The organism is Streptomyces sp. CA-142005 (genome assembly GCF_050942335.1).
Lineage (GTDB): Bacteria > Actinomycetota > Actinomycetes > Streptomycetales > Streptomycetaceae > Streptomyces.
In genome coordinates, this window is the sequence record NZ_CP192078.1 from 3927489 (window position 1) to 3953704 (window position 26216).

At 71.5% G+C, this 26216-nt stretch carries 21 protein-coding genes and 2 pseudogenes; 12 read left to right on the forward strand and 11 right to left on the reverse strand.

All coding sequences use genetic code 11. From position 1 onward, the window contains the following. Positions 1–209 precede the first annotated feature (209 nt). From ACQPXS_RS18490 to ACQPXS_RS18515, 6 genes are all read left to right on the forward strand, one after another. Entirely contained in the window at positions 210–1655 is a 1446-nt protein-coding gene (locus tag ACQPXS_RS18490; protein ID WP_433450434.1) for a polysaccharide biosynthesis tyrosine autokinase, read from the forward strand. Next, entirely contained in the window at positions 1652–2230 is a 579-nt protein-coding gene (locus ACQPXS_RS18495) for a low molecular weight phosphatase family protein (RefSeq protein WP_433450436.1), read from the forward strand. Before ACQPXS_RS18490 ends, ACQPXS_RS18495 begins: the two co-directional genes overlap by 4 nt. A gap of 407 nt (positions 2231–2637) precedes the next feature. Further along, entirely contained in the window at positions 2638–3042 is a 405-nt protein-coding gene (locus ACQPXS_RS18500; protein WP_351797555.1) for a globin, read from the forward strand. 152 nt (positions 3043–3194) lie between these two features. Next, complete coding sequence (locus ACQPXS_RS18505) at positions 3195–6551, forward strand: FtsX-like permease family protein (RefSeq protein WP_433450437.1); 3357 nt, start codon at positions 3195–3197, stop codon at positions 6549–6551. Between the two features lie 34 nt (positions 6552–6585). After that, the gene (locus tag ACQPXS_RS18510) at positions 6586–9300 is read left to right on the forward strand and encodes an FtsX-like permease family protein (RefSeq protein WP_433455854.1); all 2715 of its coding nucleotides are present in this window, start codon (positions 6586–6588) and stop codon (positions 9298–9300) included. Positions 9301–9439: 139 nt separating this feature from the next. Beyond that, a complete protein-coding gene (locus tag ACQPXS_RS18515) occupies positions 9440–10402 on the forward strand; it encodes an ABC transporter ATP-binding protein (RefSeq protein ID WP_433450438.1) in 963 nt (320 codons plus the stop codon). 12 nt (positions 10403–10414) lie between these two features. Here ACQPXS_RS18515 and ACQPXS_RS18520 read toward each other — a convergent pair whose 3' ends face one another. The 5 genes from ACQPXS_RS18520 to ACQPXS_RS18540 form a co-directional block, all read right to left on the reverse strand. Next, positions 10415–11092 carry a hypothetical protein gene (locus ACQPXS_RS18520; protein WP_433450440.1) on the reverse strand — a complete coding sequence of 226 codons (678 nt, stop codon included), beginning with the start codon at positions 11090–11092 and terminating at the stop codon, positions 10415–10417. After that, the gene (locus ACQPXS_RS18525; protein ID WP_351797547.1) at positions 11089–11511 is read right to left on the reverse strand and encodes an acyl-CoA thioesterase; all 423 of its coding nucleotides are present in this window, start codon (positions 11509–11511) and stop codon (positions 11089–11091) included. Before ACQPXS_RS18525 ends, ACQPXS_RS18520 begins: the two co-directional genes overlap by 4 nt. 6 nt (positions 11512–11517) lie before the next feature. Beyond that, on the reverse strand, positions 11518–13182 hold the full coding sequence (gene ettA, locus ACQPXS_RS18530) for an energy-dependent translational throttle protein EttA (RefSeq protein WP_351797545.1): 1665 nt from the start codon (positions 13180–13182) through the stop codon (positions 11518–11520). A gap of 1453 nt (positions 13183–14635) precedes the next feature. After that, positions 14636–15055: an arsenate reductase ArsC gene (locus ACQPXS_RS18535; RefSeq protein WP_433450442.1), complete on the reverse strand. Its 420-nt coding sequence runs from the start codon at positions 15053–15055 to the stop codon at positions 14636–14638. Between the two features lie 43 nt (positions 15056–15098). Beyond that, entirely contained in the window at positions 15099–15734 is a 636-nt protein-coding gene (locus tag ACQPXS_RS18540) for a low molecular weight phosphatase family protein (RefSeq protein WP_433450443.1), read from the reverse strand. Positions 15735–15836: 102 nt separating this feature from the next. On the opposite strand from ACQPXS_RS18540, the gene ACQPXS_RS18545 reads away from it, so the two are divergent. Both ACQPXS_RS18545 and ACQPXS_RS18550 read left to right on the forward strand, forming a co-directional pair. Further along, positions 15837–16151 carry an ArsR/SmtB family transcription factor gene (locus tag ACQPXS_RS18545; protein ID WP_433450444.1) on the forward strand — a complete coding sequence of 105 codons (315 nt, stop codon included), beginning with the start codon at positions 15837–15839 and terminating at the stop codon, positions 16149–16151. 63 nt (positions 16152–16214) lie between these two features. Continuing rightward, the gene (locus ACQPXS_RS18550) at positions 16215–17018 is read left to right on the forward strand and encodes an aquaporin (RefSeq protein WP_433450446.1); all 804 of its coding nucleotides are present in this window, start codon (positions 16215–16217) and stop codon (positions 17016–17018) included. A gap of 59 nt (positions 17019–17077) precedes the next feature. On the opposite strand, the gene ACQPXS_RS18555 is transcribed toward ACQPXS_RS18550, so the two are convergent. After that, a complete protein-coding gene (locus tag ACQPXS_RS18555) occupies positions 17078–17446 on the reverse strand; it encodes an ArsR/SmtB family transcription factor (protein WP_433450447.1) in 369 nt (122 codons plus the stop codon). A 193-nt stretch (positions 17447–17639) separates the two neighbouring features. Here ACQPXS_RS18555 and ACQPXS_RS18560 point away from each other — a divergent pair, with 193 nt between their 5' ends. The 3 genes from ACQPXS_RS18560 to ACQPXS_RS18570 all read left to right on the forward strand — a co-directional run bounded on the left by ACQPXS_RS18560 (position 17640) and on the right by ACQPXS_RS18570 (position 20454). Next, positions 17640–19007, forward strand: coding sequence for an FAD-dependent oxidoreductase (locus ACQPXS_RS18560; RefSeq protein WP_433450449.1), 1368 nt, complete (start codon positions 17640–17642; stop codon positions 19005–19007). Positions 19008–19032: 25 nt separating this feature from the next. Continuing rightward, the gene (locus ACQPXS_RS18565; protein WP_351803970.1) at positions 19033–19497 is read left to right on the forward strand and encodes an ArsI/CadI family heavy metal resistance metalloenzyme; all 465 of its coding nucleotides are present in this window, start codon (positions 19033–19035) and stop codon (positions 19495–19497) included. Between the two features lie 435 nt (positions 19498–19932). Continuing rightward, complete coding sequence (locus tag ACQPXS_RS18570; RefSeq protein ID WP_433450451.1) at positions 19933–20454, forward strand: DinB family protein; 522 nt, start codon at positions 19933–19935, stop codon at positions 20452–20454. 315 nt (positions 20455–20769) lie between these two features. Here the strand turns inward: ACQPXS_RS18570 and ACQPXS_RS18575 are convergent. From ACQPXS_RS18575 to ACQPXS_RS18585, 3 genes and pseudogenes are all read right to left on the reverse strand, one after another. Continuing rightward, a pseudogene (locus ACQPXS_RS18575) lies at positions 20770–21036 on the reverse strand (NUDIX hydrolase); the annotation flags it as partial. A gap of 131 nt (positions 21037–21167) precedes the next feature. Continuing rightward, a complete protein-coding gene (locus ACQPXS_RS18580; protein ID WP_433450452.1) occupies positions 21168–21665 on the reverse strand; it encodes an SRPBCC family protein in 498 nt (165 codons plus the stop codon). A gap of 74 nt (positions 21666–21739) precedes the next feature. Beyond that, complete coding sequence (locus tag ACQPXS_RS18585) at positions 21740–22366, reverse strand: TetR/AcrR family transcriptional regulator (protein ID WP_433450454.1); 627 nt, start codon at positions 22364–22366, stop codon at positions 21740–21742. Positions 22367–22766: 400 nt separating this feature from the next. Between ACQPXS_RS18585 and ACQPXS_RS18590 the strand changes: the two are divergent. Beyond that, positions 22767–23189: pseudogene (locus ACQPXS_RS18590) on the forward strand (tyrosine-type recombinase/integrase); the annotation flags it as partial. A 164-nt stretch (positions 23190–23353) separates the two neighbouring features. Here ACQPXS_RS18590 and ACQPXS_RS18595 read toward each other — a convergent pair. Both ACQPXS_RS18595 and ACQPXS_RS18600 read right to left on the reverse strand, forming a co-directional pair. Then, positions 23354–24526: a PP2C family protein-serine/threonine phosphatase gene (locus ACQPXS_RS18595; protein ID WP_433450456.1), complete on the reverse strand. Its 1173-nt coding sequence runs from the start codon at positions 24524–24526 to the stop codon at positions 23354–23356. Positions 24527–24799: 273 nt separating this feature from the next. Continuing rightward, positions 24800–26212 (reverse strand): Cys-Gln thioester bond-forming surface protein, encoded by a 1413-nt coding sequence (locus ACQPXS_RS18600; protein WP_433450458.1) that lies wholly within the window; start codon positions 26210–26212, stop codon positions 24800–24802. Between the last annotated feature and the right edge of the window lie 4 nt (positions 26213–26216).

Genomic DNA, 26216 nt, shown 5'->3' on the forward strand with positions numbered 1-26216 from the left:
TCACCGGATGGGGTAGCCCTCGCTTCTCGATGGCCCAAGCAGGCGCGCCGGTGAGTGGTCGCGCCGTGTGCGTCGCCCGGGTCGCTCGACGGGGTGACATGGGGGTGGCTTCCCCGCTCCGGACGCGCGAGTCCCTATCGTCGGCTGTGCGCAATGGGAGCAGAATGCCCTGATTGGGGCGGTTCCCTCGGCTCTATGAGGGGTGCAGCTTGGAATTCCACGCTTTTCTGAAGGCTCTTGCCAGACGCTGGCCGACCGTCGTGGTCTGTCTGGTACTCGCGGTAGGTGCGGCAGCCGCCGTAACGGGCTTGAGTACCCCTGTCTACGAGGCCAGGACTCAGCTCTTCGTCGCCACCCACACCGGTGAGGATTCCGCCGAGCTGAACCAGGGGCAGAGCTTCTCGCAGGCGCGTGTGCAGTCGTACGCGGCGATCGTGACCACCCGTCAGGTCACCGAGCCTGTGGTCAAGAAGCTGGGGCTGCGCACCACACCGGAGGAACTGGCATCACGGATCACCGCTACCGCCCCGCTCAACACGGTGCTCATCGACATCGCCGTCCGGGACACGGCCCCCGAGCGGGCGGCGCGCATCGCCAACGCCGTGGCGGAGCGGTTCAGCGCGGTCGTCGAGCGGCTGGAGACGCCCAAGCTCAATCAGGCGCAGCACGGAAAGAGCCGCACGGACGCCAAAACCGCATCGTCGCCCGTTTCCCTGGGCGTCACTCAGGAGGCCGTCGCCCCCACCGGACCGGTCTCGCCCCGCCCGCTGCTGAATCTGTCGGCAGGGCTGTTCGGCGGACTGCTGCTGGGTGCCGGGGTGGTCGCCCTGCGCGAGACGCTCGACACCACGCTCAAGTCCAGCGAAGCGCTGAGCGAGTTCACCGCGCTGCCCGGTCTCGGCACCATCCCCTACGACAGAAACGCCACGAGGCGGCCGCTCGTCAGCACCGACGTGCGCTCCAAGCGCGCCGAGGCCTTCCGCAAGCTGCGCACCAATCTGCAGTTCTCACAGGTCGACGACCGGCCCCGGGTCATCGTGGTGACGAGTTCGGTGCCCGGTGAGGGCAAGACCAACACCGCGGTGAACCTCGCGCTTTCGCTGGCCGAGGCCGGCGTCTCCACGTGCCTGGTGGACGGCGATCTGCGCCGCCCGTGCGTGGCCTCGACCTTCGGACTGGTCCAGGACGCCGGTCTGACCACGGTCCTCATCGGGCAGGCCCGCCTCGAGGAAGTGATGCAGCAGGTGGAGGGCCGGCTCTCGGTGCTCACCAGCGGCGCCGTGCCGCCGAATCCCACGGAGCTGCTCGCCTCGGGGCGCATGGAGGAGGTGCTGCGTGAGCTGGCGGACACCTACGAGGTCGTGATCGTCGACACCGCGCCGTTGCTGCCGGTCGCCGACACCGTCGGACTCGCCTCGCTCGCCCAGGGCGCGCTGCTCGTCGTCCGTGCCGCCAGGACCAGCCGGGACCAGGTTCGCGCCGCCGCTGCATCGCTGGACCGCGTGGGCGTCCGCGTCCTCGGCACCGTCTTCAGCATGGCTCCGGCCCCCAAGGGCGACCGCTACAGCGCCTACGGGCCCTACGGGGAGCTGCCCGCTCCTCGTGTCTCGGCCGCCCATGAAAAGGCGGGCGCACCTGGCTCAGGCCAGAAATGACCCGGGTCCTGTTCGTCTGCACGGGCAACGTGCATCGTTCGGTGCTCGCCGAGCGACTGCTGGCTGCCAGGCTTCCGCCCGGCTCGGCCGTGCGGCCGGAGAGCGCCGGCACACAGGCGTGGCACCGCTACGGCATGGACGCCCCCACCAGGGCGGTGCTGGAGGAGCTGGGCGGTGACGGCTCGGGGTTCGCGGCCCGCCCGCTCACCGCGCAACTGGTGGCGGAAGCGGCGCTGGTGCTCGGGCTCGCGCGTGAGCACCGCGAGGCGGCCGTGCGTCTGGTGCCGTCGGCGCTGCGGCGCTGCTTCACCCTGAAGGAGTTCGTCCGTCTCGCCGCCGGGTCCCCCGGCTCGGTGCGCACCAGGCGGGACCGAGTGGATTCGGGAGACCGTGATGTCGTGGTGGCGGACGCGGCGGCCCGCAGGGGTGCCGTCCCTCCCGTCCCGCCGGTCGAGGACGACATCGCGGACCCTGCGGGGAGGCCCAGGGACGTGCTGTACGGGTGCGCCCGCGAGATCGACAGGACGGTGAGCAGGCTCGCCGGGCTGCTGGACGGCGACAGGGTCGGGCACTGACCCCCTGTGCCCACAAGGTGTCCGGCATCGCACCAACGCGGCGCGATGACCGCCCAGCGCTCCCGCCGGGTGGCGTCGACGGCCGGGAGCTCCCGGGCCTGCTCACCGACCAGCGCCGATACCGCCCCGGGCCCCACGGCTCACGCCCGTCCCGGCGCTCCGTCCGCGCGACGCCGGCCGCCGCCTCTCTTCCGGCCGCCGTTTTTCCGGGCCTGCCTTCGACCGCGCAGGATCCGGCTGCGGACAGGGCACACCGAGGAGACCCACCGGCCCGCCCGTGCCCGGCACGGGACCGGGCAGAAGCCCCCCACACACATCGCCGTAGCGACCACCTCGGCCCACGCCTCCCCCGACCATGACGGTGCATGGCCCGAGACCTCGGCCACCCGGTCTGAGACGATGGACGGGTGAATGAGATTCGGCGCGGCACGCTTCAGGAGCAGACCTTCTACGAGCAGGTCGGTGGGGAGGAGACCTTCCGCCGGCTGGTCCACCGTTTCTACGAGGGAGTCGCCGAGGACCCGTTCCTGCGGGCGATGTACCCGGAGGAGGACCTGGGGCCGGCCGAGGACCGGCTGACCCTGTTCCTGATGCAGTACTGGGGCGGCCCCACCACCTACAGCGAGAACCGCGGCCACCCCCGGCTGCGCATGCGGCACGCCCCGTTCAAGGTCGACCGGGCGGCGCACGACGCCTGGCTGCGGCACATGCGGGTGGCCGTGGAGGAGCTCGGGCTGTCCGAGGAGCACGAGACGACGCTGTGGAACTACCTGACGTACGCCGCCGCGTCGATGATCAACACCCCGGACTGACGAACAACCGTCGCCGAACGCCGCATTCCGGTCGTACGTGGCCGTATTCCGGTCACGATCTGGTATAGACCGCTCGACGACCGCTTACCCGGAGCCGGCCGGCTCTGTCAGCATCGCCCGGAGGTCTGCAGTACCGGACACACGGGGGCCGGGTGACGGGGTTGGTCTTCTCACGCGCGCGTGCGCACCGGCTGCTGCTGGGTGCCGCGTTGCTCACCGTGGTGCTGACCACCGCGGTACTGGCGACTCTCACCGCGTACTCGGCGGCGATCGGCGACGCCGCGCTGCGGCATGTGCTGGCGGATCCGCGCAACGCCGCCGACGCGGCGCTGATCGTCAAGGCCGACGTGCCGCCGCAGGGCCGGGCCGCCGCCGACGCCGCCGTACGCGCGGGCGCCCGGCGGACCTTCGACGGTCTGCCGGTGACGCTGAGGACCCTGCGCCGCTCGGGCCCGTACGCGCTGCCCCGCTCGCTGCAGCCGCTCTCGGACCGGTCCGGCGACCCGGACCTGACCTACCTCGCGGCGCTGGACGGCACCCAGTTGCGGCTGACCGCCGGCCGCCTCCCGCGCCGTAGCGAGGGCGGCGTCGAGGTCGCCGTCCCGCAGACCGCCGCCCGGGCGCTGCGGCTGAAGCCCGGTGACCGGCTCACCCTGACCGACCGGCTGGACGGCCCGGCGGTACGGGTGCGGATCACCGGGCTGTACCGTCCCGTCTCGGTGACGGCGCCGTACTGGCAACTGGACGACCTGCTCGGCCGCGGCGCGAAGAAGTACGCCTTCATGACGTACGGCCCGCTGCTCGCCGACTCCTCCGTCCTCACGGGCGGCCGGGTCAGCACCGGGCCCACGGCGTGGCTCGCGTCGGCGGACTTCGGCCGGATGACGACCGCGCGGATCGGCCGGCTGCGTACGGCCGCCCGGGCGGGCAGCGCGGGCCTGCGCGACCGCGCGGCGCTGCACGGTACGACGATGGCGCAGACCTCGCTGCCGGACGTCCTGGACCGCATCGACCGCTCGCTGCTCGTCGCCCGCTCCACGCTGCTGATCGTCACCCTGCAACTGGTGCTGCTCGCCGGGTACGCGCTGCTGCTGGTGGCCCGGCTGCTCGGCACCGAACGGGCCGACGAGACCAGGCTGTTGCGGGCGCGCGGCGCCTCCCGGGCCCGGCTCGCCGCCCTCGCCGCCGCCGAGGCGCTGCTGCTCGCGCTGCCCGCGGCCGGCTGCGCACCCCTGCTCGCCGGCCCGCTCACCGCCCTGCTCGCCGCACACGGCCCCCTGGCCCACCTCGGCCTCCACCTCGACCTGCCCCCGGCCGGCCGCCCCCTCGTCTGGCTGGTCGCGGCCACCGCGGCACTGGGCTGCGCCCTGGCGGTGACGGCACCGGCGGTGGCGGACACGGGGGCGTGGGACCGAAGGGGCCGGTCACGATCGCCGGCGCCCCGGCGGGGCGGGCGGGGCGCGACGCCCTCGCATGCGGGTGCCCGGCGCCCCGCGAGGCCCCTCCCGCTGTGGCGGCGCCGCCACGCCTCCGCCGGGCTTCTCCCCGCTCCCCTGCGCGCCGGTGCGGATCTCGGGCTCCTCACGGTCGCCGGGGTGGCCTACTGGCAGTTGGGGCGACAGGGGTCGGGAGGTGTGAGCGCCGACCGGTCCGGGGCGCTCGGGGTCGATCCGCTGCTGGTGGCCGCGCCCGCGCTGGCGCTGCTCGCCGGGACCGTGCTCACACTGCGCCTGCTGCCGCCCGTGGCGCGCTTCGCCGAGCGGTGGGCGGCGGGCGGGCGCGGGCTGCCGGTGGCGCTGGCCGGCTGGCAGTTCAGCCGGCGCACCGCACGCGGCGCGGGCCCGGTGCTGCTGCTCGTCCTCGCCGTCGCGCTCGGCATGCTGGCGATCGGGCAGGCCGCGTCCTGGGGCCGCTCGCAGGACGACCAGGCCGACTTCCGCGCCGGCGTGCCGGTACGGGTGGTGTCCGCCGGGGAGGGCGGGCTCGGCCGTACCGACCTGTACGCGCGGCTGCCGCACGTACGCGAGGGGGCGCCGGCCGTGCGCGTCTCCCAGCCGCTGTCCGGCGACCGTGCGGCGACCGTGCTGGCGCTGGACACCGGGCATGCCGCGGACGCGGTGCTGATGCGCCCCGACCTGGCCGGCGTACCGGTGCGGCCGCTGCTCGCCGGGCTGGCGCCGCGGGGCTCCCTGGCCGGGACCCGGGTGCCCGCGGGCACCGCCCGGCTCGGGCTGACGGCGAGCCTGCGCAGTTCGGCGGGGCCGGGGGTGGTCACCGACGTGACGGTGACGCTGGCGGACCGGTACGGGGTGCCGTACCAGCTGCCGTTCGGACAGCTCCCCGCGGACGGGCACCCGCACGCGCTGAGCCTCGACGTGAGCGCCACGCCCGGCCCGCTGACCCTGACCGGGCTCCGCCTGGACATGAACCAGCCCGGCAAGAAGGCCGAACACCGGCTGACCCTCGGAGCGTTGGCGGCGACGGACGCCGACGGCCGGGCGCACCGGCTCCCGCTGCCCGCCCGCTGGAAGACCACCGCGGAGGCCGCGGGCGACGCCGTCGCGAGCCAGGCCACCAGCCCGACCCGCCCCAGGGCGACCGGCAGCCACACCTTCGTCTACGGCACCGGCTACCTCCCGGAGGCCGACGCATGGCGGGTCGCCTCCCTCACGATCCGGCTGGAGGTGCCGCAGCACGCGCCGGCCGCGGTGCCCGCCGTGGTCACCGACCGCTATCTGGCGTCGGCCGGCGCCAGGGTCGGGCAGCGCGTCGACCTGACCATCGGCGACCACACGCTGCCGGTGCGGATCGTCCGCGGGGTGCGCGGGCTGCCCGCCACCGCCGACCCGACGGCCACCGGCGCCCGCGACGGCGGCGCCGTCCTGCTCGACCTGCGCGCCCTGAACCAGGTGCTGCAGGCCCGGTACGGCGACGGCGCGACGCCGAACGAGTGGTGGCTGGACACCGGGCCGGGCGCCGCGGCGGGAGTGGCCGCCGCCGTACGGGCCCTGCCGGACGTGGATCCGGGACAGGTGGTGGTCCGCGACGAGATCGCCGCCGAGCTGCGCGACGACCCGTTCGGGGCGGGCCCGACGGCCGCGTTCACGGCGGCGGCCGTGGTGGCGGCGGCGCTCGCCGCGGTCGGGTTCGCGGTCGGCGCGGCGGCCGCGCAGCGGGCCCGCGGCACGGAGTTCGCCGTGCTGCGCGCACTCGGTGTGCCCCGCCGCCGGCTGGCCCGCACGGTCGCCGCCGAGCAGGCCGTCCTGGTGGGCCTGGCGCTCGCGGTGGGCCTGGGCCTCGGCACCGTACTGGCCCGCGCCGTCCTGCCGCTGATCGTCCTGACCGGCGAGGCCACCCGCCCGGTACCGGACCTCCTCGTCCAACTTCCGCCAGGCCGAGTGGCGTTGCTGCTCTGCGCGGTCGCGGTGGTCCCCCTCACGGTGGCGGCCCTGCCGGCCCTGCGCCGCACCGACCCGGCTCGGGCGCTGCGTGAGCAGGGGGGTGAGTGAGGTGGACCACGACAAGAGCGGGGTGGGCCGTCCCATGTCGCGTGTCGCCGCGCCCTGGGTGCGGACCCGGCTGCGGGCCGCGCCCGCTGCCGCCGGCGCGCTCGCGCTGCTGGTCGCGCTGGCCGCGTGCCTGGCCGGCGCCTTCCCGCGCGCGGTCGACCGGTACGAGGACGCCGGCCTGCGGCGGGCGTTCACGCAGGCGCAGCCCACCCACACCACCGTGCTCGTGCAGGCACCCGCGCCCGACCTCGGCCTGTCGGCCGGGCAGCGGGCCACGGCGATGCGCCCGGCCGCGCTGGAGCGGCAGTACCGGCAGATCCTCCCCACGGTCCACAGCCCGCTGGCCGTCGACCGCGCCCAGTCGGTGTACGGCATCGCCGGCGGCGTGAACCCGGAGGTGCCGGACGCGTTCCTGCCCCGCCCCACCGGGTTGCCCGCCCGTGTCTCGCTGTTCGCGCCGAGCGGCCTGGCCGACCACGCGCGCCTCCACGCCGGGCGCATGCCGCGCGCCGACCGCACGGTGGACGCGAGTACGCCCGAGGTGGAGGCCGCCGTGACCGCCGCCACCGCCAAGTCCCTGCACATCAAAGTCGGTTCCGTCATCCATGTGCCCGGGGCCGGCCGGCCCCCGCTCGCGGTCCGGATCACCGGCATCCTCGACCCGCGCGACCCCGACGGCGCCTACTGGTCGACCGTGCCCCGCATGCGCACCCCGTTCCTGGTGGCGATTCCCAGCCCCGGCGGGGACCCGCCGAAGTACTGGCTCGGCACGCTGCTGCTGCCCCAGGAGGCGGCGCCCGCACTGCTCGGCACGGCCGCGCGCCCGTTCCGCTACTGGTTCCTCGCGCCCGACCCGCACGCCCTGCACGCCCACGACCTGGACCGGCTGAAGTCGTCCGTGGCCGCCCTGGAGTCCGGCCCCGCGCTGCGGCGCACCCGCGCCGTCACCGACGTCGACACCGACATCAGCACCGGCCTGGACGACACCCTCGGCTCCTTCGCCGAGCTGCGCTCCGGCATCGCCCCGCTGGTGTCCGTGGCCGCCGCCGGCACCGGAACGGTCGTCGCGGTCGTCCTGTTCATGACGGGCGGGCTGGCCGCCGACCGGCGCCGCGCCGAACTCGCCCTGCTGCGCGCCCGCGGTGTCTCGCTGCCCGCGCTCGCCGGCCGGCTGCTGGCCGAGACCGCCGTGGTCGCCGTACCGGCCGGCGCGCTCGGCCTGGCCACGGCCCTCCTCACGGTCCCGGTCGGCCGCACCGCGTACGCCGTGGCCGCCGCGGCCGCCGTCACCGTCACCGCCTGTGCCGCCCTGCCGTTGCGCGCCGCCCTGGAGCACCGCGTGGTGCGGGCGGCGGCCGACCGCGCGGACGTGGCGACCGTACGGCCCTCCCGGCGCCGTACGGTCGCCGAGCTGACCCTGCTGGTGCCGGCCGTCGGAGCGGTCGCGGCGCTGCGGCGGCGCGGCACCACCGGCGACCAGCTGATCGCACTGGCCCCGGTCCTGGTCGGCGTCATCGCCGCGCTGCTGCTGCTCCGCCTCTACCCGCTGCTGCTGCGCCGCCTCACCGGCCCTGCGGCACGCCTGCGCGGGGCGACCGGCCATCTCTCGCTGGCCCGCGCGGGCCGCGCCCGGATCTCCGCGGTGCTGCCGCTCGTGGCGCTGCTGACCGCGCTGACCACGGCGGCGTTCGGCGGCTCGGTGCTGGCGGGCGTGGCCGACGCCCGGAACCGGGCGGCACTGCTGACCGTCGGCGCCGACGCCCGCGTGGACTCCGACGCCCCGCTGCCGACAGCGGCGCCGGCCCGGGTGCGGGCCGTGAACGGGGTGCGGGACGTGGCGGCCGTGAGCATCGACTACCAGGCCAAGCCGGTGGACGGCCAGGATTCGGTGTCGCTGGTGGGCGCGGACCCGTCGTCCTACGGCGCGCTGGCGGCCCGTACCGGCCTGGGCGCCTTCCGCCCGGCCGCGTTGGCCTCGCGCTCCGGCCGTCCGCTGCCGGCGGTGGCCTCGCCGTCCGTCGCCTCCGAGTACGGCACCCGGCGCCCCTTCCCGGTCCGGCTGTCGGACGGCAGCACGGTCACCGTGCGCATCGCACTGGTCCGCGACGCCACTCCGGCGGTGTCCGGCGGCAACTTCCTGATCGTGAACCGGGCCGGCCTGCCCTCCCCCGCCGGCCGCCCGACGGCCCTGCTGCTGACCGGCGACCGCCTCGACGCCGGCGCGCTGCGGCACGCGGCCGACGGCTCCACCACCGTCCGTCTCCTGACCGCGGAGCGCGCCCGGTACGCCGACTCGCCCCTGCAGTCCGGGGCCGAGCACGTCTACACGGCGGCGGTGGCCGCGGGCGCCGGGTTCGCCGTACTGGCCCTGCTGCTGGCCCTCCTCCGCGCGGCTCCCGAGCGCGCCGCCCTGCTGGCCCGCCTGCGCACGATGGGCCTCACCCGCGCGGAAGGCCGCCGCCTGCTCGTCCTGGAGTCCCTGCCGCAGGCCTTCCTCGCCGCCCTCGGCTCCATCCTGACCGGCTGGGCCACCATCCGTCTCCTCTCCCCCGGCATCGACCTGACGACCATCGCCCTGTCCTCGGCCCAGTCCCCCCTGTCCGAAGCCGAGCTGAAACCGGACCCCTGGTCCCTGACGGTCCCGGCGCTCCTGGTCGTGGTGGTGACGGTGGGCGTCGCGACGGCACAGGCGTGGTGGACGGGCCGGAGAGGCTCGGTGCAGGAACTGAGAGCGGGGGACGGCCGATGAGGGCGCGAAGCCCAGCGGCACCCCGCAAGCGCGGGCAAGCGAAGCCGACCCCCGGCCGGCCACGGCACCGGGCACCCGTACAGCACCGGCACCCGCACCGCCGTACCGCAGCACAGGGCACCGTCACGCAGGAGACCCGATGACCAGCAACCCCACCCTCACCGACCTGGCGGACCGGGTCGCGGAATCCCGGAACCAGCCTGCCTACGGCCATGACGCCCTGATCACCTGCGACCGTCTCGTGCGCATCTTCTCCACGGACGGCATCGAGGTCCAAGCCCTCCAGGGCCTCGACCTCCTCGTCCGCGAGGGCGAGCTGATGGCCCTCGTCGGTGCCTCCGGCAGCGGCAAGTCCACCCTGATGAACATCCTCGCCGGCCTGGACACCCCCACCGCCGGCGCCGGCCGCGTCGCCGGCCACGACCTGCTCACCATGACCGCACGGGACCGCCTGGCCTACCGCCGCACGACCGTCGGCTTCGTCTGGCAGCAGACCTCCCGCAACCTGCTCCCCTACCTCACCGCCGCCCAGAACGTCGCGCTCCCCCTCCAGCTCTCCGGCACCCGCCCCCGTACCCGGGCAGGCCGCCGCGCCCGCGCCGAACGCGCGCTGGAGCTCCTGGAGTTGCTGCAGGTGGCCGACTGCCGCGAGCGCCACCCGCACGAGCTGTCCGGCGGACAGCAGCAGCGCGTCGCGATCGCCGTGGCCCTCGCCAACGGCCCGGCGGTGCTGCTCGCCGACGAGCCCACCGGCGAACTCGACTCCCGGACGGCCGCGCAGATCTTCGACGCGTTCCGCACGGCCAACGAGACCCTCGGCACCACGATCGTCATCGTGACCCACGACCAGGCCGTGGCGGGCGAGGTCCGCCGCACGGTCGCCATCCGCGACGGCCGTACGTCCACGGAGGTGCTGCGGCGCAGCGAGATCGACGCCACGACCGGCCACGAGACGGTCGTCGCCCGCGAGTACGCCATGCTCGACCGCGCCGGCCGGCTCCAGCTCCCCGCCGACTACCTCCGCGCCCTGGACATGCGCGACCGCGTGGCCCTGGAACTGGAGTCCGACCACATCGGGGTGTGGCCGGACGACACGGAGTGAGCCACGCGGGGCTCAGCGCACGCTGACGCCCAGCGAGCCCAGACCCGTCCGCCGTACGGCGACGGACCCGTACGGGGTGCGCAGACGGAGCCACGCCCCCGAGGAGAACAGCCCGGTGCCGGCCGGATCGGCGCCCGGCCGCAGGAAGCCCAGGGACTGCGCGGCGTGCACGGCCCGCACCGGGAGCCCGGTCCGCCCGATCTCCCGGGACCAGATGTCCCGCCCGATCCGGTCCAGATCGGCCCGGGTACGGCCCTGCGGCGCCAGCTCCTCCGTACGGGAGCGGAACTCGCCGACCGCCGCGGCGACGGTCGCCCGCAGCGCGTCCGGGGCGGGCAGCCCCGGCACGGGCTGCCAGCCGCCGCGCGGCGGCAGCACACCGGCCCACGGCGGACCGGTGACCGCGGCCGGCACGGCGGCGGTCACCGCGCGCTCGTCCACGGACTCCAGGAACTCACCGGCCGAGACGGTCACGTCGAGGGTGGCGTCGAGGCCCTTCTCGTAGGGCTTCGCCAGCCGTACGGCACGGACGGCCAGCACCTCGAAGGACGGGGGCCGGCCGAAGACGGCGAGCGCTGTGCCGGCCGCCTGCAGACGCACCGCGGCTCCACGGTCGTAGTGGAGCAGCCGGGAGAGGAAGGCGGCGAGGTCCGCCGCCTCCGTCTCGTCGGCCAGGTGCAGCACCGTCATGCGGCGACGGCCTCCTCGTCGGCTTCGTCGGCCCCGTCCATGTACTCCTGGAGGAACTCCCGCTCCTCCGCGGTGATCCGGCGCGGCCGCTGGGCCTCGAAGTCGAACGGCACGATCACCGTCGAGGCCCGCACATAGACCAGGTCGGCATCCTTCACCTCGTAGGCGATGGTGAAGGACGCGGCCCTGATCTCGGTGACCCACAGCTCGATGTCGACCGGGTGGTGCCGGTGGACGAGCTGGCGCTTGTAGTCGATCTCGTGGCGCGCCACCACGGACCCCTGCTTGAACTCCTTGTCCGGGCGGAACAGGAAGTCGATACGGGCTTCCTCCAGGTAGCGGAGGAAGACCACGTTGTTGACGTGGCCGTACGCGTCCATGTCCGCCCAGCGCAGCGGGCAGCGGTAGATGTGGCGCAAGACCGATCAGCCCCGGGTCAGCTTCTTGTAGGTGGCGCGGTGCGGACGCGCGGCGTCCGGACCCAGCCGCTCGATCTTGTTCTTCTCGTACGACTCGAAGTTGCCCTCGAACCAGAACCACTTGGAGTCGCCCTCGTAGGCGAGGATGTGGGTGGCGACGCGGTCGAGGAACCACCGGTCGTGGGAGACGACCACGGCGCACCCGGGGAACTCCAGCAGGGCGTTCTCCAGGCTGCTGAGGGTCTCCACGTCCAGGTCGTTGGTGGGCTCGTCGAGGAGCAGCAGGTTGCCGCCCTGCTTGAGGGTCAGCGCCAGGTTGAGGCGGTTGCGCTCACCACCGGAGAGGACACCGGTCGGCTTCTGCTGGTCCGGGCCCTTGAAGCCGAACGCCGACACGTACGCGCGGCTCGGCATCTCGACCTGGCCGACGTTGATGTAGTCGAGCCCGTCGGACACGACCTCCCACAGCGTCTTCTTCGGGTCGAGGTTGGAACGGCCCTGGTCGACGTACGAGATCTTGACGGTCTCGCCGACCTTGATGTCGCCGGAGTCCGGGGTCTCGAAGCCCTGGATCATCTTGAACAGGGTGGTCTTGCCGGCGCCGTTCGGACCGATGACGCCGACGATGCCGTTCCGCGGCAGCGTGAAGCTGAGGTTGTCGACGAGGACCTTCTCGCCGAAGGCCTTGTTGAGCTTGTCGACCTCGACGACGATGTTGCCGAGCCGCGGCCCCGGCGGGATCTGGATCTCCTCGAAGTCCAGCTTCCGCATCTTCTCGGCCTCGGCGGCCATCTCCTCGTACCGGGCGAGACGCGCCTTGGACTTGGCCTGCCGCCCCTTGGCGTTCGACCGCACCCACTCCAGCTCTTCCTTGAGCCGCTTCTGCCGCTTGGCGTCCTTCTGGCCCTCGACCTTCAGACGGGAGGCCTTGGTCTCCAGGTAGGTGGAGTAGTTGCCCTGGTACGGGTAGGCGCGGCCGCGGTCGAGCTCGAGGATCCACTCGGCGACGTTGTCGAGGAAGTACCGGTCGTGGGTGATCGCGACCACGGTCCCCGGGTACTTGGCGAGGTGCTGCTCCAGCCAGTTCACCGACTCGGCGTCGAGGTGGTTGGTGGGCTCGTCGAGCAGGAGCAGGTCGGGCTGCTCCAGCAGCAGCTTGCAGAGCGCGACGCGGCGCTTCTCACCACCGGAGAGGTTGGTGACGGGCCAGTCGCCCGGGGGGCACCCGAGCGCGTCCATGGCCTGCTCCAGCTGAGCGTCCAGGTCCCACGCGTTGGCGTGGTCCAGTTCCTCCTGCAGCTTGCCCATCTCGTCGAGCAGCGCGTCCGAGTAGTCGGTCGCCATCAGCTCGGCGATCTCGTTGAACCGGTCGAGCTTGCCCTTGATCTCGGCGACACCTTCCTGGACGTTCTCCAGGACGGTCTTCTCCTCGTTCAGCGGGGGCTCCTGGAGCAGGATGCCGACGCTGTAGCCCGGGGAGAGGAACGCGTCGCCGTTCGACGGCTGCTCCAGGCCCGCCATGATCTTCAGCACGGTCGACTTACCGGCACCGTTCGGGCCGACGACGCCGATCTTCGCTCCCGGCAGGAAGTTCAGGGTGACATCATCGAGGATCACCTTGTCGCCGTGCGCCTTGCGCGTCTTGCGCATGGTGTAAATGAACTCAGCCAAGAGAAACCGTCCGGCAGCTTGAAATCTGGCAGTGGGCAGATACACCCCATCTTGCCGTACGGCTACCCCTGGGCGAAAACGCGTATGGTCCGATCGCTCTGACCTGGGGTTTCGCTGCTGCGGGCTGCGGCGCGTCTGTCACTGTCGGTCGCCCTTGGTCGGCCTCGGGCACCCTCGCGCGGCCCAGAGACGGCCCAGCGCCGGCCCCGATTGGAACCAGCGGACCGTGGGCTGACCTCTTGGCCGCGGCAAGCCGTCAGTAATCGTGAGGCCGTGTGTTCCCACGGGAGCAGGGAAGGCGGCAGAGCGGGAGGGAGGACAGGAGACAACCGTGACCGTCCTCGCGATCTTTCTCCTCATCATCGGGACACTCCTGGTCCTAATTGGGGCACTTCTGGTCCTTATCGGGACATTTCTGATCGCTATCGGGGTGGCCTTGATCCTTATGGGGGCGACCCTGATCGCCGTGGGCACGTTCTTGCTAATCCGGAGACTTCTCGGCCGTGATCGGGGACGATCTCACTTCTGGTGAATCCGAGGACAGGCCCTCAGCACAGCCACCTCAGAATCGGATCGATGGATCAAGGCTGAGTCAAGGCGGCGGGGGCTGGCCAGCGGTGAGGACGGCACCCGCGCCAGGTGAAGGCTTTGAGGCCGACCGCTGGGGGCCGCGCTCGTCCGGGCGCGTTCGCCGCTGTTGGTGTCAGCCGGTGGTGTCAGGCCTGACGATGGGCTTGACAGGCGGCCGCGGAAGGCGCGCAGTGATCGTCTTCGAGATGATCAGTATGGTCACGGCGACCAAGAAGCGGCTCAGAGATTCATCACGGTCGGACCGGCCTGCTGTCCTGCAACATCGGTGGGATCTCACCGGGCACCGTCCAGCATTCCGGGCCGCCACCCCGGCGGGGCCAAACTTCCGGCCCGCCGCCGTGCCACTCGATCAGGTCCGATTCAGCGACGTCCAGCTCGTCCCCGCCCACCAGCCCGGCTCGTCGGAGAAGCAACGTCAGCTCATGCAACGAGTACGCCGTGCCCAGGACCTGGTCACCGACGCGCACACGCCGGCCTCCGGAGCCGCAGGGAGCCTCAACGCTCGCATGACGCTCGGCCATAGGCTCAGCGTCTCACCAGTCAGGGTCGCGCCGCATGTCCGAGGGACGACCTCCGCCGGGTGGGGCTTGCAGGGCTCCGAGCCGCTAGGGGTGGCGTACCGGCTTCCATCCCGTACGCCGTCGCCCCAACACGCTGTCTGAGTCTGTTGGTGCCTCGCGGGGCGGAGTACAGGGTCGTTCACCTGCGTTCATGGGCGGGTGACTGCTGGGACGACACTCGCGGATGGTCCTGCCTGAACGGCGGTTGGACCTCGCTGAATGAGACGGAAACCGAGACGGCCTGGCACAGGGCCAGACCGTCTTCACCCCGCAACTTTCGAGGGGCGCTCAGACCGGGATGGTCACGCCTCCTGCTGGGCGTCGATCTCGGCGATCAGGGCCTCGATACGGGTCTTGATCTCGTCGCGGATGGGGCGGACGGCCTCGACGCCCTTGCCGGCGGGGTCTTCGAGGTCCCAGTCGAGGTACTTCTTGCCGGGGAAGATCGGGCAGGCGTCGCCGCAGCCCATGGTGATGACGTAGTCGGACGCCTGGACGGCCTCGGTGGTGAGGATCTTCGGCTTCTGGTCGGAGATGTCCACGCCGACCTCCTTCATGGCCTCGACCGCGGCCGGGTTGACCTGGTCGCCGGGGAGGGAGCCGGCCGAGCGGACCTCGATCCGGTCGCCAGCGAGGTCGTTGAGGAATCCGGAGGCCATCTGGGAGCGCCCGGCGTTGTGGACGCAGACGAAAAGCACGGAGGCGAGCGGGCTGGAGGACATCGGTTCTTCCTTCTTAAGTGGATCAAGGGGGTTGGAGGTGGCTTCAGGTCCATGGGAGGGACGCAAGCAGTTCGGTGATGTGGGCGTCGATCTCGTCGCGGATCCTGCGCACGACGGCGATCGGTGCGCCCTCGGGGTCGGTGACCGGCCAGTCCAGGTAACGGCGGCCCGGCATCACGGGGCAGGCGTCGCCACAGCCCATCGTGATGATGATGTCGGCGGCCCGCACGACCTCGTCGGTGAGTGGCTTGGGGAACGCATCCGTGAAGTCCACGCCGACCTCGGTGAGAACGTGAGCGACGGCTGGTTCGATCTCGGCGGCAGGGCGGGTGCCTGCGGAGGAGACGACCACATGGCCGTTGGCGCGGTGCGCGAGCAGGGCGGCAGCCATCTGGGAGCGTCCGGCGTTGTGGCTGCACACGAACAGCACGCGTGGAAGACCACTGCCCGGTGCGCCCTGGACATACGCGAGGGCGTCCAGCCGCTCGGCGGCCAGGTGCTCGGCCAGCACGACCAGGTGGGTACGGATGCGCGCGTCTTCGGCGAGGCGCTCGTAGGAGTCGATTTCCAGGCGCTGGATGGTCTCCGGTGAAACGTGCCCGCGGTAACGGACGGCGAGGTGGGCGATGCCCGTAGCGAGGCGTTCGTCCGGCAGGACAGGGGGAGAAGATGCGGTCACGGAACCCCCTTCGGGGCATGGGTCCCCACAGCAGTGGGGATGCAGGTCCCAGGGATCACTCCAGACTGGTATCAGTCTGGAGTGATGTGAGATTATCAGCCCATGCTGACGTCAGTCGACACTGATCTGTTGCGGGTTCTGGCCGACCCGCTCCGCCTCCAGATCGTCACCTTGCTGGCTAAGGAGACGCTCTGCACCACGCATCTGATCGAGGAGACGGGGGCCAGACAGACCAACCTCTCCAACCATCTGAAGGTGCTGCGCGAGGCCGGAGTCGTGGAGACGGAGCCGTGCGGCCGGTTCACGTACTACCGGCTCAAGCCCGACGTCATCGCCTCGCTCGCCGGTCAGTTCGCCGACCTCGCGGAGACCGCGCGCGCCACCGCCGAGAACAGCGTCAAGCGGTCCTGCCCCTAATTGCCCCGGCGCCCGTCCATTGTCGTATCCCGAACGCCATCCCGCATGCACCAAGGAGTCCTGTTGACCGCCACCGAGGCCACCGAGCACGACAGAGCCGGGGACGCCATGGCCCACGCCGCCGAGCCGCAGCCTGCCCCGGGCGCCACCCCGCCTCAGGCTCCTCCGCTGTTCGCCAAGGCTGCCGCCGAACTGGTAGGCACGGCGGTCCTCGTCGCGGTCGTGGTCGGCTCCGGCATACAGGCCACCGAACTGACCAAGGATGTCGGTCTTCAGCTGCTGGCCAACTCCACTGCCACGGTCTTCGGCCTGGGCGTGCTGATCACCCTGCTCGGCCCGGTGTCGGGCGCGCACTTCAACCCTGCCGTGACTCTCTCCGAGTGGTTCACCGCCCGACGCGGCGGCGCCGGCGTCACCCTGCGCGAGGCGGCCGCCTACATCCCCGCCCAGATCATCGGGGCTATAGCAGGTGCCGTCCTGGCCGACGCGATGTTCGGCGAACCGCTGGTCAAGTGGTCCACCCATGACCGCTCGGCGGGGCATCTGCTGCTGGGCGAGGTGGTTGCCACGGCGGGGCTGATCCTGCTGATCTTCGGCCTCGCACGCACCGACCGGCTGCGCTTCGCGCCCGTGGCGGTCGCCTCGTACATCGGCGCCGCCTACTGGTTCACCTCGTCCACGTCTTTCGCCAACCCAGCGGTGACCATCGGCCGAGCCTTCACCGACACCTTCGCGGGCATCGCGCCCGGCTCGGTCGCGGCCTTCATCGGCATGCAACTCGTCGGCGCCGTGGTCGGCCTGGCGCTGGTGGCGGTCATCTTCCTGCCCGGCCGGACGGCTGAGGAGCAGCCGGACCCGGCAAGCTAGGCAGCCGAGCACGACCCGGTCTTTCCGCCTCAACACCCCCGTCGGTGGCTCGCCCCAGCTCAGCCGAGACTTCCGAGCATCTGCCCCATCGCGGCGACCACCGACGACTCCACCCGGTAATACACCCAGGTACCGCGCCGCTCGGAAGTCAGCAGCCCGGCGTCCTTCAGCTTCTTCAGGTGGTGGGAGACGGTCGGCTGCGAAACGCCGACGTCGGAGATGTCGCACACGCACGCCTCGCCGCCCTCGTGCGAGGCGACCAGCGAGAACAGCCGCAACCGCACCGGATCACCGAGCGCCTTGAACATCCGAGCGGTCTTCTCCGCCTCATCAGCAGTCAGCGGACGCTCGGTGAGAGGCGGGCAGCACGGCGCCACGGCACCGGAGCCCTCCGGCTCCAAAAGCGGCAGCACCTTGGTGTTCGACATGCGTCTATGTTGACACATGTCGAACCAGGCTGCCCAGCGTGCGCCAGGCTGCTCCGAGCGCGGGACGGATGGATAGCGATACAGCGCGCCACTCCGACCTCCGATTCGATGAATGTCTATATTGACGCTTGCCTAACCAAGTGCCATGCTGGCCGCGCAAGACATCGACAAACGTCGAAGCAAAGGGGAACCCGTGAACGTGCCCACCACCGACCAGCTGCCCGTCGTGGTCATCGGAGCCGGGCCCATCGGCCTCGCCGCAGCCGCCCACCTCGTCGAGCGCGGCCTCGAACCGCTGGTCCTCGAAGCCGGGCCGTCCGCCGGCGCCGCTGTCCGCGACTGGGCACACGTGCGGCTGTTCTCCCCCTGGTCCGAGGTCACCGACCCTGCCGCCGAAAAGCTGCTCGCCCCGACCGGCTGGGTGCGACCCGACGGCGCCACCTACCCCACCGGCGGCGACTGGGCCGAGAAGTACTTGCAGCCGCTCGCCGACACCCTCGGCGACAAGGTCCGCTACGGCGCCACCGTCACCGGCGTCGCCCGCGCCGGCCGCGACCGCATCGTCGCCTCCGGCCGCGACGAACAGCCCTTCACCGTCCACATCCAGCTCGCCGACGGCTCCGAGGAGCGCCTCACCGCCCGCGCCGTCATCGACGCCTCCGGCACCTGGTCCATCCCCAGCCCGATGGGCGCCGACGGTCTGCCCGCCATCGGCGAGAAGACGGCCACCGACCGCATCTCCTACCGCGTCCCCGACCTCAACGACCTAGCCATCCGTGCCCGGTACGCAGGCAAGCGCACCGCCGTCGTCGGCTCGGGAGCCTCCGCCTTCACCGCCCTCGCCCACCTTGCCGACCTGGCCAAGGAGGAAGACGGCACGCACGCAGTGTGGATCCTGCGCCGCGGCATCAGCGCGAACACCTACGGCGGCGGAGCGGCCGACCAGCTTCCCGCCCGAGGTGCACTGGGCCTGCGCGCCAAGGCTGCCGTCGAGTCGGGTCACGCCAGCGCGGCCACCGGGTTCCGCACCGAAGCCGTCGAACGGGACACCGACGGCCGCCTGATCCTGGTCGCCGAGGACGGCCGCCACCTGGACCCGATCGACGAGGTCATCGTCCTCACCGGCTTCCGCCCCGACCTGTCCTTTCTCTCCGAGGTTCGCCTCGGCCTCGACGAACGCCTCCAGGCTCCGACCTCCCTTGCCCCGCTCATCGACCCGAACGTCCACTCCTGTGGCACCGTCTACCCGCACGGTGTGAACGAGCTGTCCCACCCGGAGCGGGACGTCTACCTGGTCGGGATGAAGTCCTACGGCCGGGCCCCCACGTTCCTTGCGATGACCGGCTACGAGCAGGTCCGCTCCATCACCGCCGCCATCGCCGGAGACCGCGAAGCCGCTGAGCGCGTTGAGCTGACCCTCCCCGAGACCGGGGTATGCGGCGGCGCCGGCCTCTTCGACGACCCCGACGCCGCCCAGAACAGCGAGGGAGGCGGGTGCTGCGCAGCCCCGTCCATCTTGCAGATCGGCCTCGGCGCCCCGGCCGCCTCCGGCGGCTGCTGAACACACCCACACAAGGAGGTTCGCCATGTCCCGCGTACAGCTCGCCCTCCGCGTCCCCGACCTCGACGCGTCCATCGCCTTCTACACCAAGCTGTTCGGCACCGAGCCCGCCAAACTCCGCGACGGCTACGCCAACTTCGCCATCGCCGAACCCCCGCTCAAGCTGGTCCTGATCGAGGGGACCGCGGGCGAGGCGACCCGCATGGACCACCTCGGTGTCGAGGTCGAGTCGACCGAGGATGTCCACGCCGCCACCACCCGCCTGGGCGAGGCCGGCCTGGCCACTGACGTGGAGAACGACACCACGTGCTGTTACGCCCTCCAGGACAAGGTCTGGGTCCACGGCCCCGGCCAGGAGCCCTGGGAGGTGTACGTCGTCAAGGCAGACGCCGACTCCCTGGCCAAACAGCAGGGCAGTACCTGCTGCGCCAGCCCCGGCGAGGCCGACACCAGCCCGAAGCAACCGGTCGCCGCGGGTGGCTGCTGCTGACCCGCTGATGACCAACCTCCACACCAGCGAGGCCGCGACCGGAGCGGGGACCGGTCACGGCCTCGGAGCGGGTCACCACTCACGCGGTCGGTGGAGTCTGAACACCCAGACAAACCTTGCCGCCCAGGACCGAGAGCACCGGTTTGGACGATCGCGTACGCGGGTGGGCGCTGAGCTGGCGAGACGGTGACCTGCGCGTTTGGGGGCGGCTTGCCGAGGTTCCCCGTTGTTCCCCGATGCTCGCCATCCGACCGGGCACGCAGGGGGCACGTGCGCCGTTCTCCCGCCCTTCCACCTTGCCTGTGGTGCTTCCCCGGCCTAGGCGCCCTGTAAGGCTCCAGGAACGGCCCCTAAAGGGAAGCCATGAGTCTGGTGCCAGGCCGCCCAGTAGGCGTCATCATGTGGCGATGCACGATGGTCAGGCAGGAGGGGCGAATGGACCGGCAAGTCGTCCATGATGAGCTGCGGCAGGCGAGCGTGGCGTTCCATCGGCTCTTGGATACCGCTGCGGCCGAGGACCTGCGTCGCCCGAGCCAGGGGACGCGGTGGAACAACGAGCAACTGCTGTTTCACATGCTCTTCGGCTACATGGTCGTGCGGGCGTTGCTTCCGTTGGTACGCATGTTCGGCCATCTTCCGCTGGGCGTGAGCAGAGCCTGGTCTCGTCTGCTCGACGCGTCTACCCGCCCGTTCGATGTGATCAACTATCTCGGGGCGGTGGGCGGTGCGCGAGTCTTCAACCACCGCCGCATGGGTGCGCAGTTTGATCGCACTGTCGCGGCCCTTCGTCGCCGCTTGGATGCCGAGACAGAGGCCGAGTTGGCGCGCATGATGCGGTTTCCGACGCGGTGGGATCCGTTCTTCAAGGATGTGATGACCCTGGCTGACGTCTACCGGTACCCCACGCAGCATTTCGACTTCCATCGGGCCCAGCTCACCCTGGCCCCGCCTGACTGATCAGGGACGTCGGCAGTGATACCTGGCGCGCCGAGGTCAACGATCTACCTTCACCCACCACCCTCCCCAGCGCACGCCACTACGGGCCTGCAGTCGTGAACGGCGCCCCCTCCATCCCGGTACCGGCCGATCCCCCGCCGGAGGCACTGTTCTGACCGTCGCGTACACGGTGATCGGCTCATGGCCACCGGCCCTATCCACCAGTGGGCGCGCGTCGGCGCAGCCCGCGCGGAGCGGGCCGAAGGCAGGAGCGTCGCGCGGAGCGGAGCCGGGAAGCGCGCCCGGCGGAGCGGAGCGCAGCCGGGGCTTGATGAAGAGCCAGTTGACGGCCGCTGTCTCACTGGACGTGCGCTCGGTGCCGGCCACTGGTTCGCAGCGGAAGACCAGGGCCACGACGCCTGGCTTCATGTTCTTGTAGACGCCGGTCAGCTCGTTCACGCGAACCGTGACGCCGGTCTCTTCGAAGGCCTCGCGAATGACGCCTGTCTGTGGGTCCTCGTGCAGTTCCAGAACGCCTCCGGGTGCCTCCCATGCGCCGTTGTCTGCTCGACGGATGGCAAGAATCCTGCCGTTGATGGGGATCTCTGGAATTCCCCACCCGCGATCGGCTTGTTCCCCGGACCTGCTCTTGTTCCCCACCCCGCGAGGTGGCTGATGCCCTTCAGCTTCTGGTTCTGACTTCCTCTCTGACACGCGCCGCCGGAACCGGGTGGTCATGAGGTCCGGAGGGCGGCGACCCGGTCGGCGAGTGCCCGGTTCATCGCGCCGAACTGCGGCAGGGTGTTGGCGTGCAGTGTGCCTCGGTAGAACGGGACCGCTACGCCGGTGAAGTTCTCGCTCTGGGTCAGTCTGACCCGGCTGCCCCCCAACGGCTCGATCAGGAAACGGTGTTCACCATCGAAGATCCAGCCGGGGCTGATCCGGCCTATCCAGCGCAGTTCCTTGCCGGCCTCGGCGTTCAGCACGGTGGGCGTAAAGGTGGTGTCTCCGGTCTCATCGTGCATCACCAGGTGCAGGGTGGCGTCCCTCTCGACCGTGCCCTCGGCAGAGACGATGAACGGGTTCCACTCGTCATAGGCGGGCAGGTCGGTGAGGACTCGCCAGACTTCCTCGGGGGTGGCGTCGAGCTCGATCGAGGCGCTCACGGTGTAGGGGAGGGTGTTGGTCCAGACGGTGTAGATGGCCAGCAGGGCGAGGAGGGATGCGAGCACGGCGAGTAGGCGACGACGGCGGAGGCGGAGGCGCTTCCGGGGCGGGCGAACAGGGGTTTCCGGTAATACGGTCATCAGCTCTCCCGAAGGGGAAGGGCGCCGTTGAGGGCGGCGGTGACGAGGCGTTCGGCGTAGCTGCGGTCGATCGGTTGGCCGGTGATAAGGAGCCGGTAGTAGAGCGCGCCGGCAAGTTGGTCGAACAGCAAGCCGGGGTCGGTGGCGGAGTGGAGGGCACCGCGCTGCCGGGCTCGGTTGATCAGCGCCAGGACGAGCTTGTTGCGGCGGGCAAAGACGGCGCGTACCAGCGCGCCTGTGTCGGGATGTCGGGCGGCCGCGGCGACCAGCTCGGCCACCACGCCGGCCGAAAGGTCGTCCTCCTCGCCCTGCCGTCCGGCGCGTCGCATGCGGTTGAGTCCCAGAGCGATCTGCTCCACGTAGTCAGTGAGATCCGCACATACGTCACCGGTCTCCAGGACGGCCACGTCGTCCTGCATCCGGGCGATCACCGCGACGGCCAAGTGATCCTTGGTGGGCCAACGCCGGTACAACGTCGTCCTGGCCACTCCGGCCTGCTCGGCGACCTTGTCCACGACGAAGCCGGCATAGCCGTACTCCATGAGCTGCTCCAGTGCCGCCCGCAGAATCCGCTCATCCGCCTCCGTGTCCCGAGGCCGCCCCCGTTGCGCCACCTTCGCGCCCACCTACCTTTTCGCTACGGATGTTTCGTAAATCGACCGTAGGGTGTTCCCGACTTTTACGCAACAGCCGTAGCGGAATATCTGTCCCGGATGGCCTGTCTCGGATCAGCCGGACGACACAACGACCTCGTGATCATGCGGACCTGACCCTGGTTGAGACCGCAACCAAATGAGGGCGAAGAGCAGGGCTGGGGACTTTCAAAGAGTCCCAACACCGTCTTCGCGCACGGTGGTACCGGCGACGGACACCGAATGTCGTGGGCTCTCGTTCGGCACTTGCCCGGGCCTCACTACACCGCTACGTCGCCCGGCGCCTGGCCGTGCTCCAGGTACACCAGGGCGCTCTCGGCTCGGGCCTCGATCGCTGCGAGGATCCGGCGAGCCAGCCGTGGGATCGTGCGGTCTGCCCTGGCTGACACCGACCGGCCCCAAAGTCACACACCGCCTCGTCTTCACGAGCGGCATCGGCGCTGCCATCTGGAGCCAGGGGTTCAACGACCAGTCATGGAAACCTGCGCTGGCCTCCGCCGGCATCATCCCGACCCCGGAGAAGGGTGAGCGCTACGCGGCGGCCCGCGAACACGGCATGCACGCCCTACGGCACTTCTACGCCTCGGTGCTTCTGGACGCCGGGGAGAGCATCAAGGCCGTGAGCCTCTACCTCGGCCACAGCGACCCGGGGTTCACCCTCCGCGTCTATACGCACCTCATGCCGTCCAGCGAGACACGGACCCGGAAGGCCATCTCCGCGATGTACCGGGCGGCCGGTCACGCTCACGACGGCCCGAAGACGGGCGACGGCCCAGAGACGGCCCAGGCTGCCTGAGACGGCCCCTCATCGGCGGGGAACCTGCTGGTGAGGGGCCTTTTCATGCCCTCCACTGGCAAGTAACACCCCATCTTGCCTGACTGCCACCCCTGGATGGAAACCAGTACGGTCGGGGCGCTCTGACCTGAGGGTTCGCTGCCGGCGAGATGGTCCGGAGGCGGTCAGGGGTTGCGGCCGGCCGAGTGGGCGACAGGGCTCCGCTCGTGCGCGTCGTCCGGAACCCGGTCGATGAGGATCATGGCCACGTCGTCCTTCAGGGAGTCGGCGGTGTGGCTGATCAGCCGCTGATGGAGTTCCTCCAGAAACTGCTGCGGGGTGACCGCGCTCACGGCTTCCATGGCCTCGGGCAGGGGGAAGAAGTCGCCGGCCGCGTTACGGGCTTCGACCACGCCGTCCGTGTAGAGGAGCAGTCGGTCGCCCGGCTCGAAGGCGTAACTCTCCGCGGCGGTCTCGGGCCCCGTCATCAGGTCCTCCAGGCCCAGGGGCGGCAGAGGCAGGCTGGGGCCGATGGCGTGGACCCTGCCCCGGTGCAGTACCAGCGGAGCCGGATGGCCGCGGTTGACCAGCTGGACCACGGATCCGTTCGTCACCTGGGCGACGAGTGCGGTGACGAAACACTCCATCCGGTATGCCTCGTCGTGATCGGCGGCGGCGCGCTCCCTGCCCATGGCGGCCGCGCAGTGACTGACGACCTCGGGCAGATCTCGCTCGTAGTGGACGGATTCCCTGAACGCGCACAGTACGGCCGCGGCCGCACGCACGGCGGGCAGCCCCTTCCCCCGGACATCGCCCATGATCATCCGGGTCCCGTACCGGGTCTGCACGGCTTCGAACAGGTCACCGCCGATCTGGGCCCCGAACTCGGCCGCCAGGTAGAGGCTGGCGGCCCGGAGCGGGCCCAGGCGAGGGCTCACGGGCCGCAGCAGGACGTCCTGAGCCGCTTCGGCGACGCGGCGGATCTGGTCCAGCTCGTGTTGTCTTCGCGTCCGCATGACGCTGCTGATGGTGACGCAGGCGACCGAGACCACGACGAGGGCGAGAAGGTTGCTGTAGACCTGCCCGGTCTCCCATGAACGGTGGAGGCTGGCCGACGTGCTGGTGACCGCCAGGGCGCCGACCGCCGTGGACAGGGTGCCCAGGGGGCCCATGGTGAGTGCGGCGAGCGCCGGCATCGCAGTGAGGAGCGGCCCGGTGTATATGGAGTGCATCGGCGAGAGTTCGATGCCGAGCCCCAGGAGCAGGACCGCGAACGGGACGCATTGCTCCAGCCTGAGGAGGAGGCGCTCGTGATCGCCCGCTCCCGGCCCGAGAGAGGCGCGGAAGAGCCAGCGCATGAGAACAGCGTCCCTCTCGGCCGTCGGATGTTCCAACCCCGCCGGGAACATGATCTGCCGGCCACGCGCGACGCTCTCGGAAACCACCCCGCGATTCCCCGTCCCCTCGGGCGCGCAAGGGACCCGGTCACCTTCCGATCCGAGGTCTCACGGGCCGGCCGGACGGCCGCCGGCGTCGTCCGGGCGCCGGCCTCACAGAGACGGGGAGGCTCCCTCCGGGAAGACACCGGGGCGGTGCGTGCCCGCCGCGGTGGTCTCCCGCGGAAGACGTCGTCAGCCGTCGGCCTGTTCGCGCTTGCGCAGCAGGACCAGGACCGCGCCGCCGATCACCACGAATCCGATGGCCACGCCGGCGATCAGCGGGGTGATCGCCGAGCCGCCCGTCGCGGCGAGGTTGGTGCCGGGGGCCGTGGTGCCGCCGACCGAGGCGGGGCTGGGCTCGTTGTGGTCCTGGGCCGTCTGCGCGGTGATCACGCCCTGCGTCTTGCAGTCGAGGACCCCGGTGAAGCGGTGGCTGAAGCCGCCGGCTCCGGTGATCGTGAAGTCGTAGGCCTGGTCCTCCTGGAGCGGCACGGTCACCGTACGCGAGGCGCCCGCGGGGATGGTGTGCTCGGCGCCCATCAGCTCGAAGGTGAAGGGCTTGTCGCCCTTGTTGGCCGCGAAGATGTCCAGGCCGCCCTTGGCGCAGTTCTTCCGGGCCGACACCGCGGGTATCGCACCCCCGGCCGCCCAGGTGGCGGTCGCGGTCGCGGCGACCGTGGACTCGCTGGAGCCGGCCAGGATCTGGGTCTGGCTGCGGCTGTCGGAGGCGAAGGCACGGCCCACCGGCACCGTGGTCGACGCCTGCACGCTCAGCTGGGCCGTGCCGTCCGTGGCGTCCTCGGGAATGTCGAAGTACAGCTGGGTGCCGTCCTGCGCGGACGTCATCACCTTGCCGGTCCTGTCGATGATCCGCACCCCGCTGGTGGCCGCGTCCGGCGGCGGACTCACCGTGACGGTGTTCGCGTTGGTGTGCACGGTCACCGGTCCCAGCACGTCCCCCGGCCGGCCGGAGACCGCCGGCGGGTCCAGGGTCAGCGAGGCCTGCGGTTCGCCGAGGTCGCGGGCGCTCTTCTGCAGATAGTCGGCGAGCTTCTCGGCCTGGGGGTCGACGGCGTCGACCTTCGCGTGGTCGGAGTACCGCCAGATGGCCACCTGGGTGCCGGCCGCCGCGTCCTGCTCGGTCAGGGTGCCGACGCCCGCCTGGCGGGCGAGCGCGGCGAGGTCGTTGACCTGGGGATAGGAGTTCTGCAGGATCCAGCGGATCCGGCCGGCGTCCTTGTTGCCGCCCAGCGAGGTGCCGCTCCAGGGCGTCTCCTCGTAGAGGGCGTCGCGCTGGGTGGGGTTGTGGAGGTCGACGCAGTACGTCTGGAGGGTGCCGCCGCCGTCGACGGACATCTCGAACAGGCCCGCGGCCACGCGCTGGTCGCCGCCGTCCTCGTGGATCACCGCCTCGCCGTAGGTCTTCAGGCCGTTGATCGTGGCCGTCGCCCCGCCCTGGCTCTGCGGTGTCCCGTCGGTCCCGTCGGCCACGGCCGTACCGGCGCCGGACAGCACACCGGCCGCCACGAGACCGGTCACCGTCGTGGCGGCGGCCAGGCGGGCCGCTCCGGCGGAACGGCGGAACCCACTGAACGCAGCAAGCACAGAA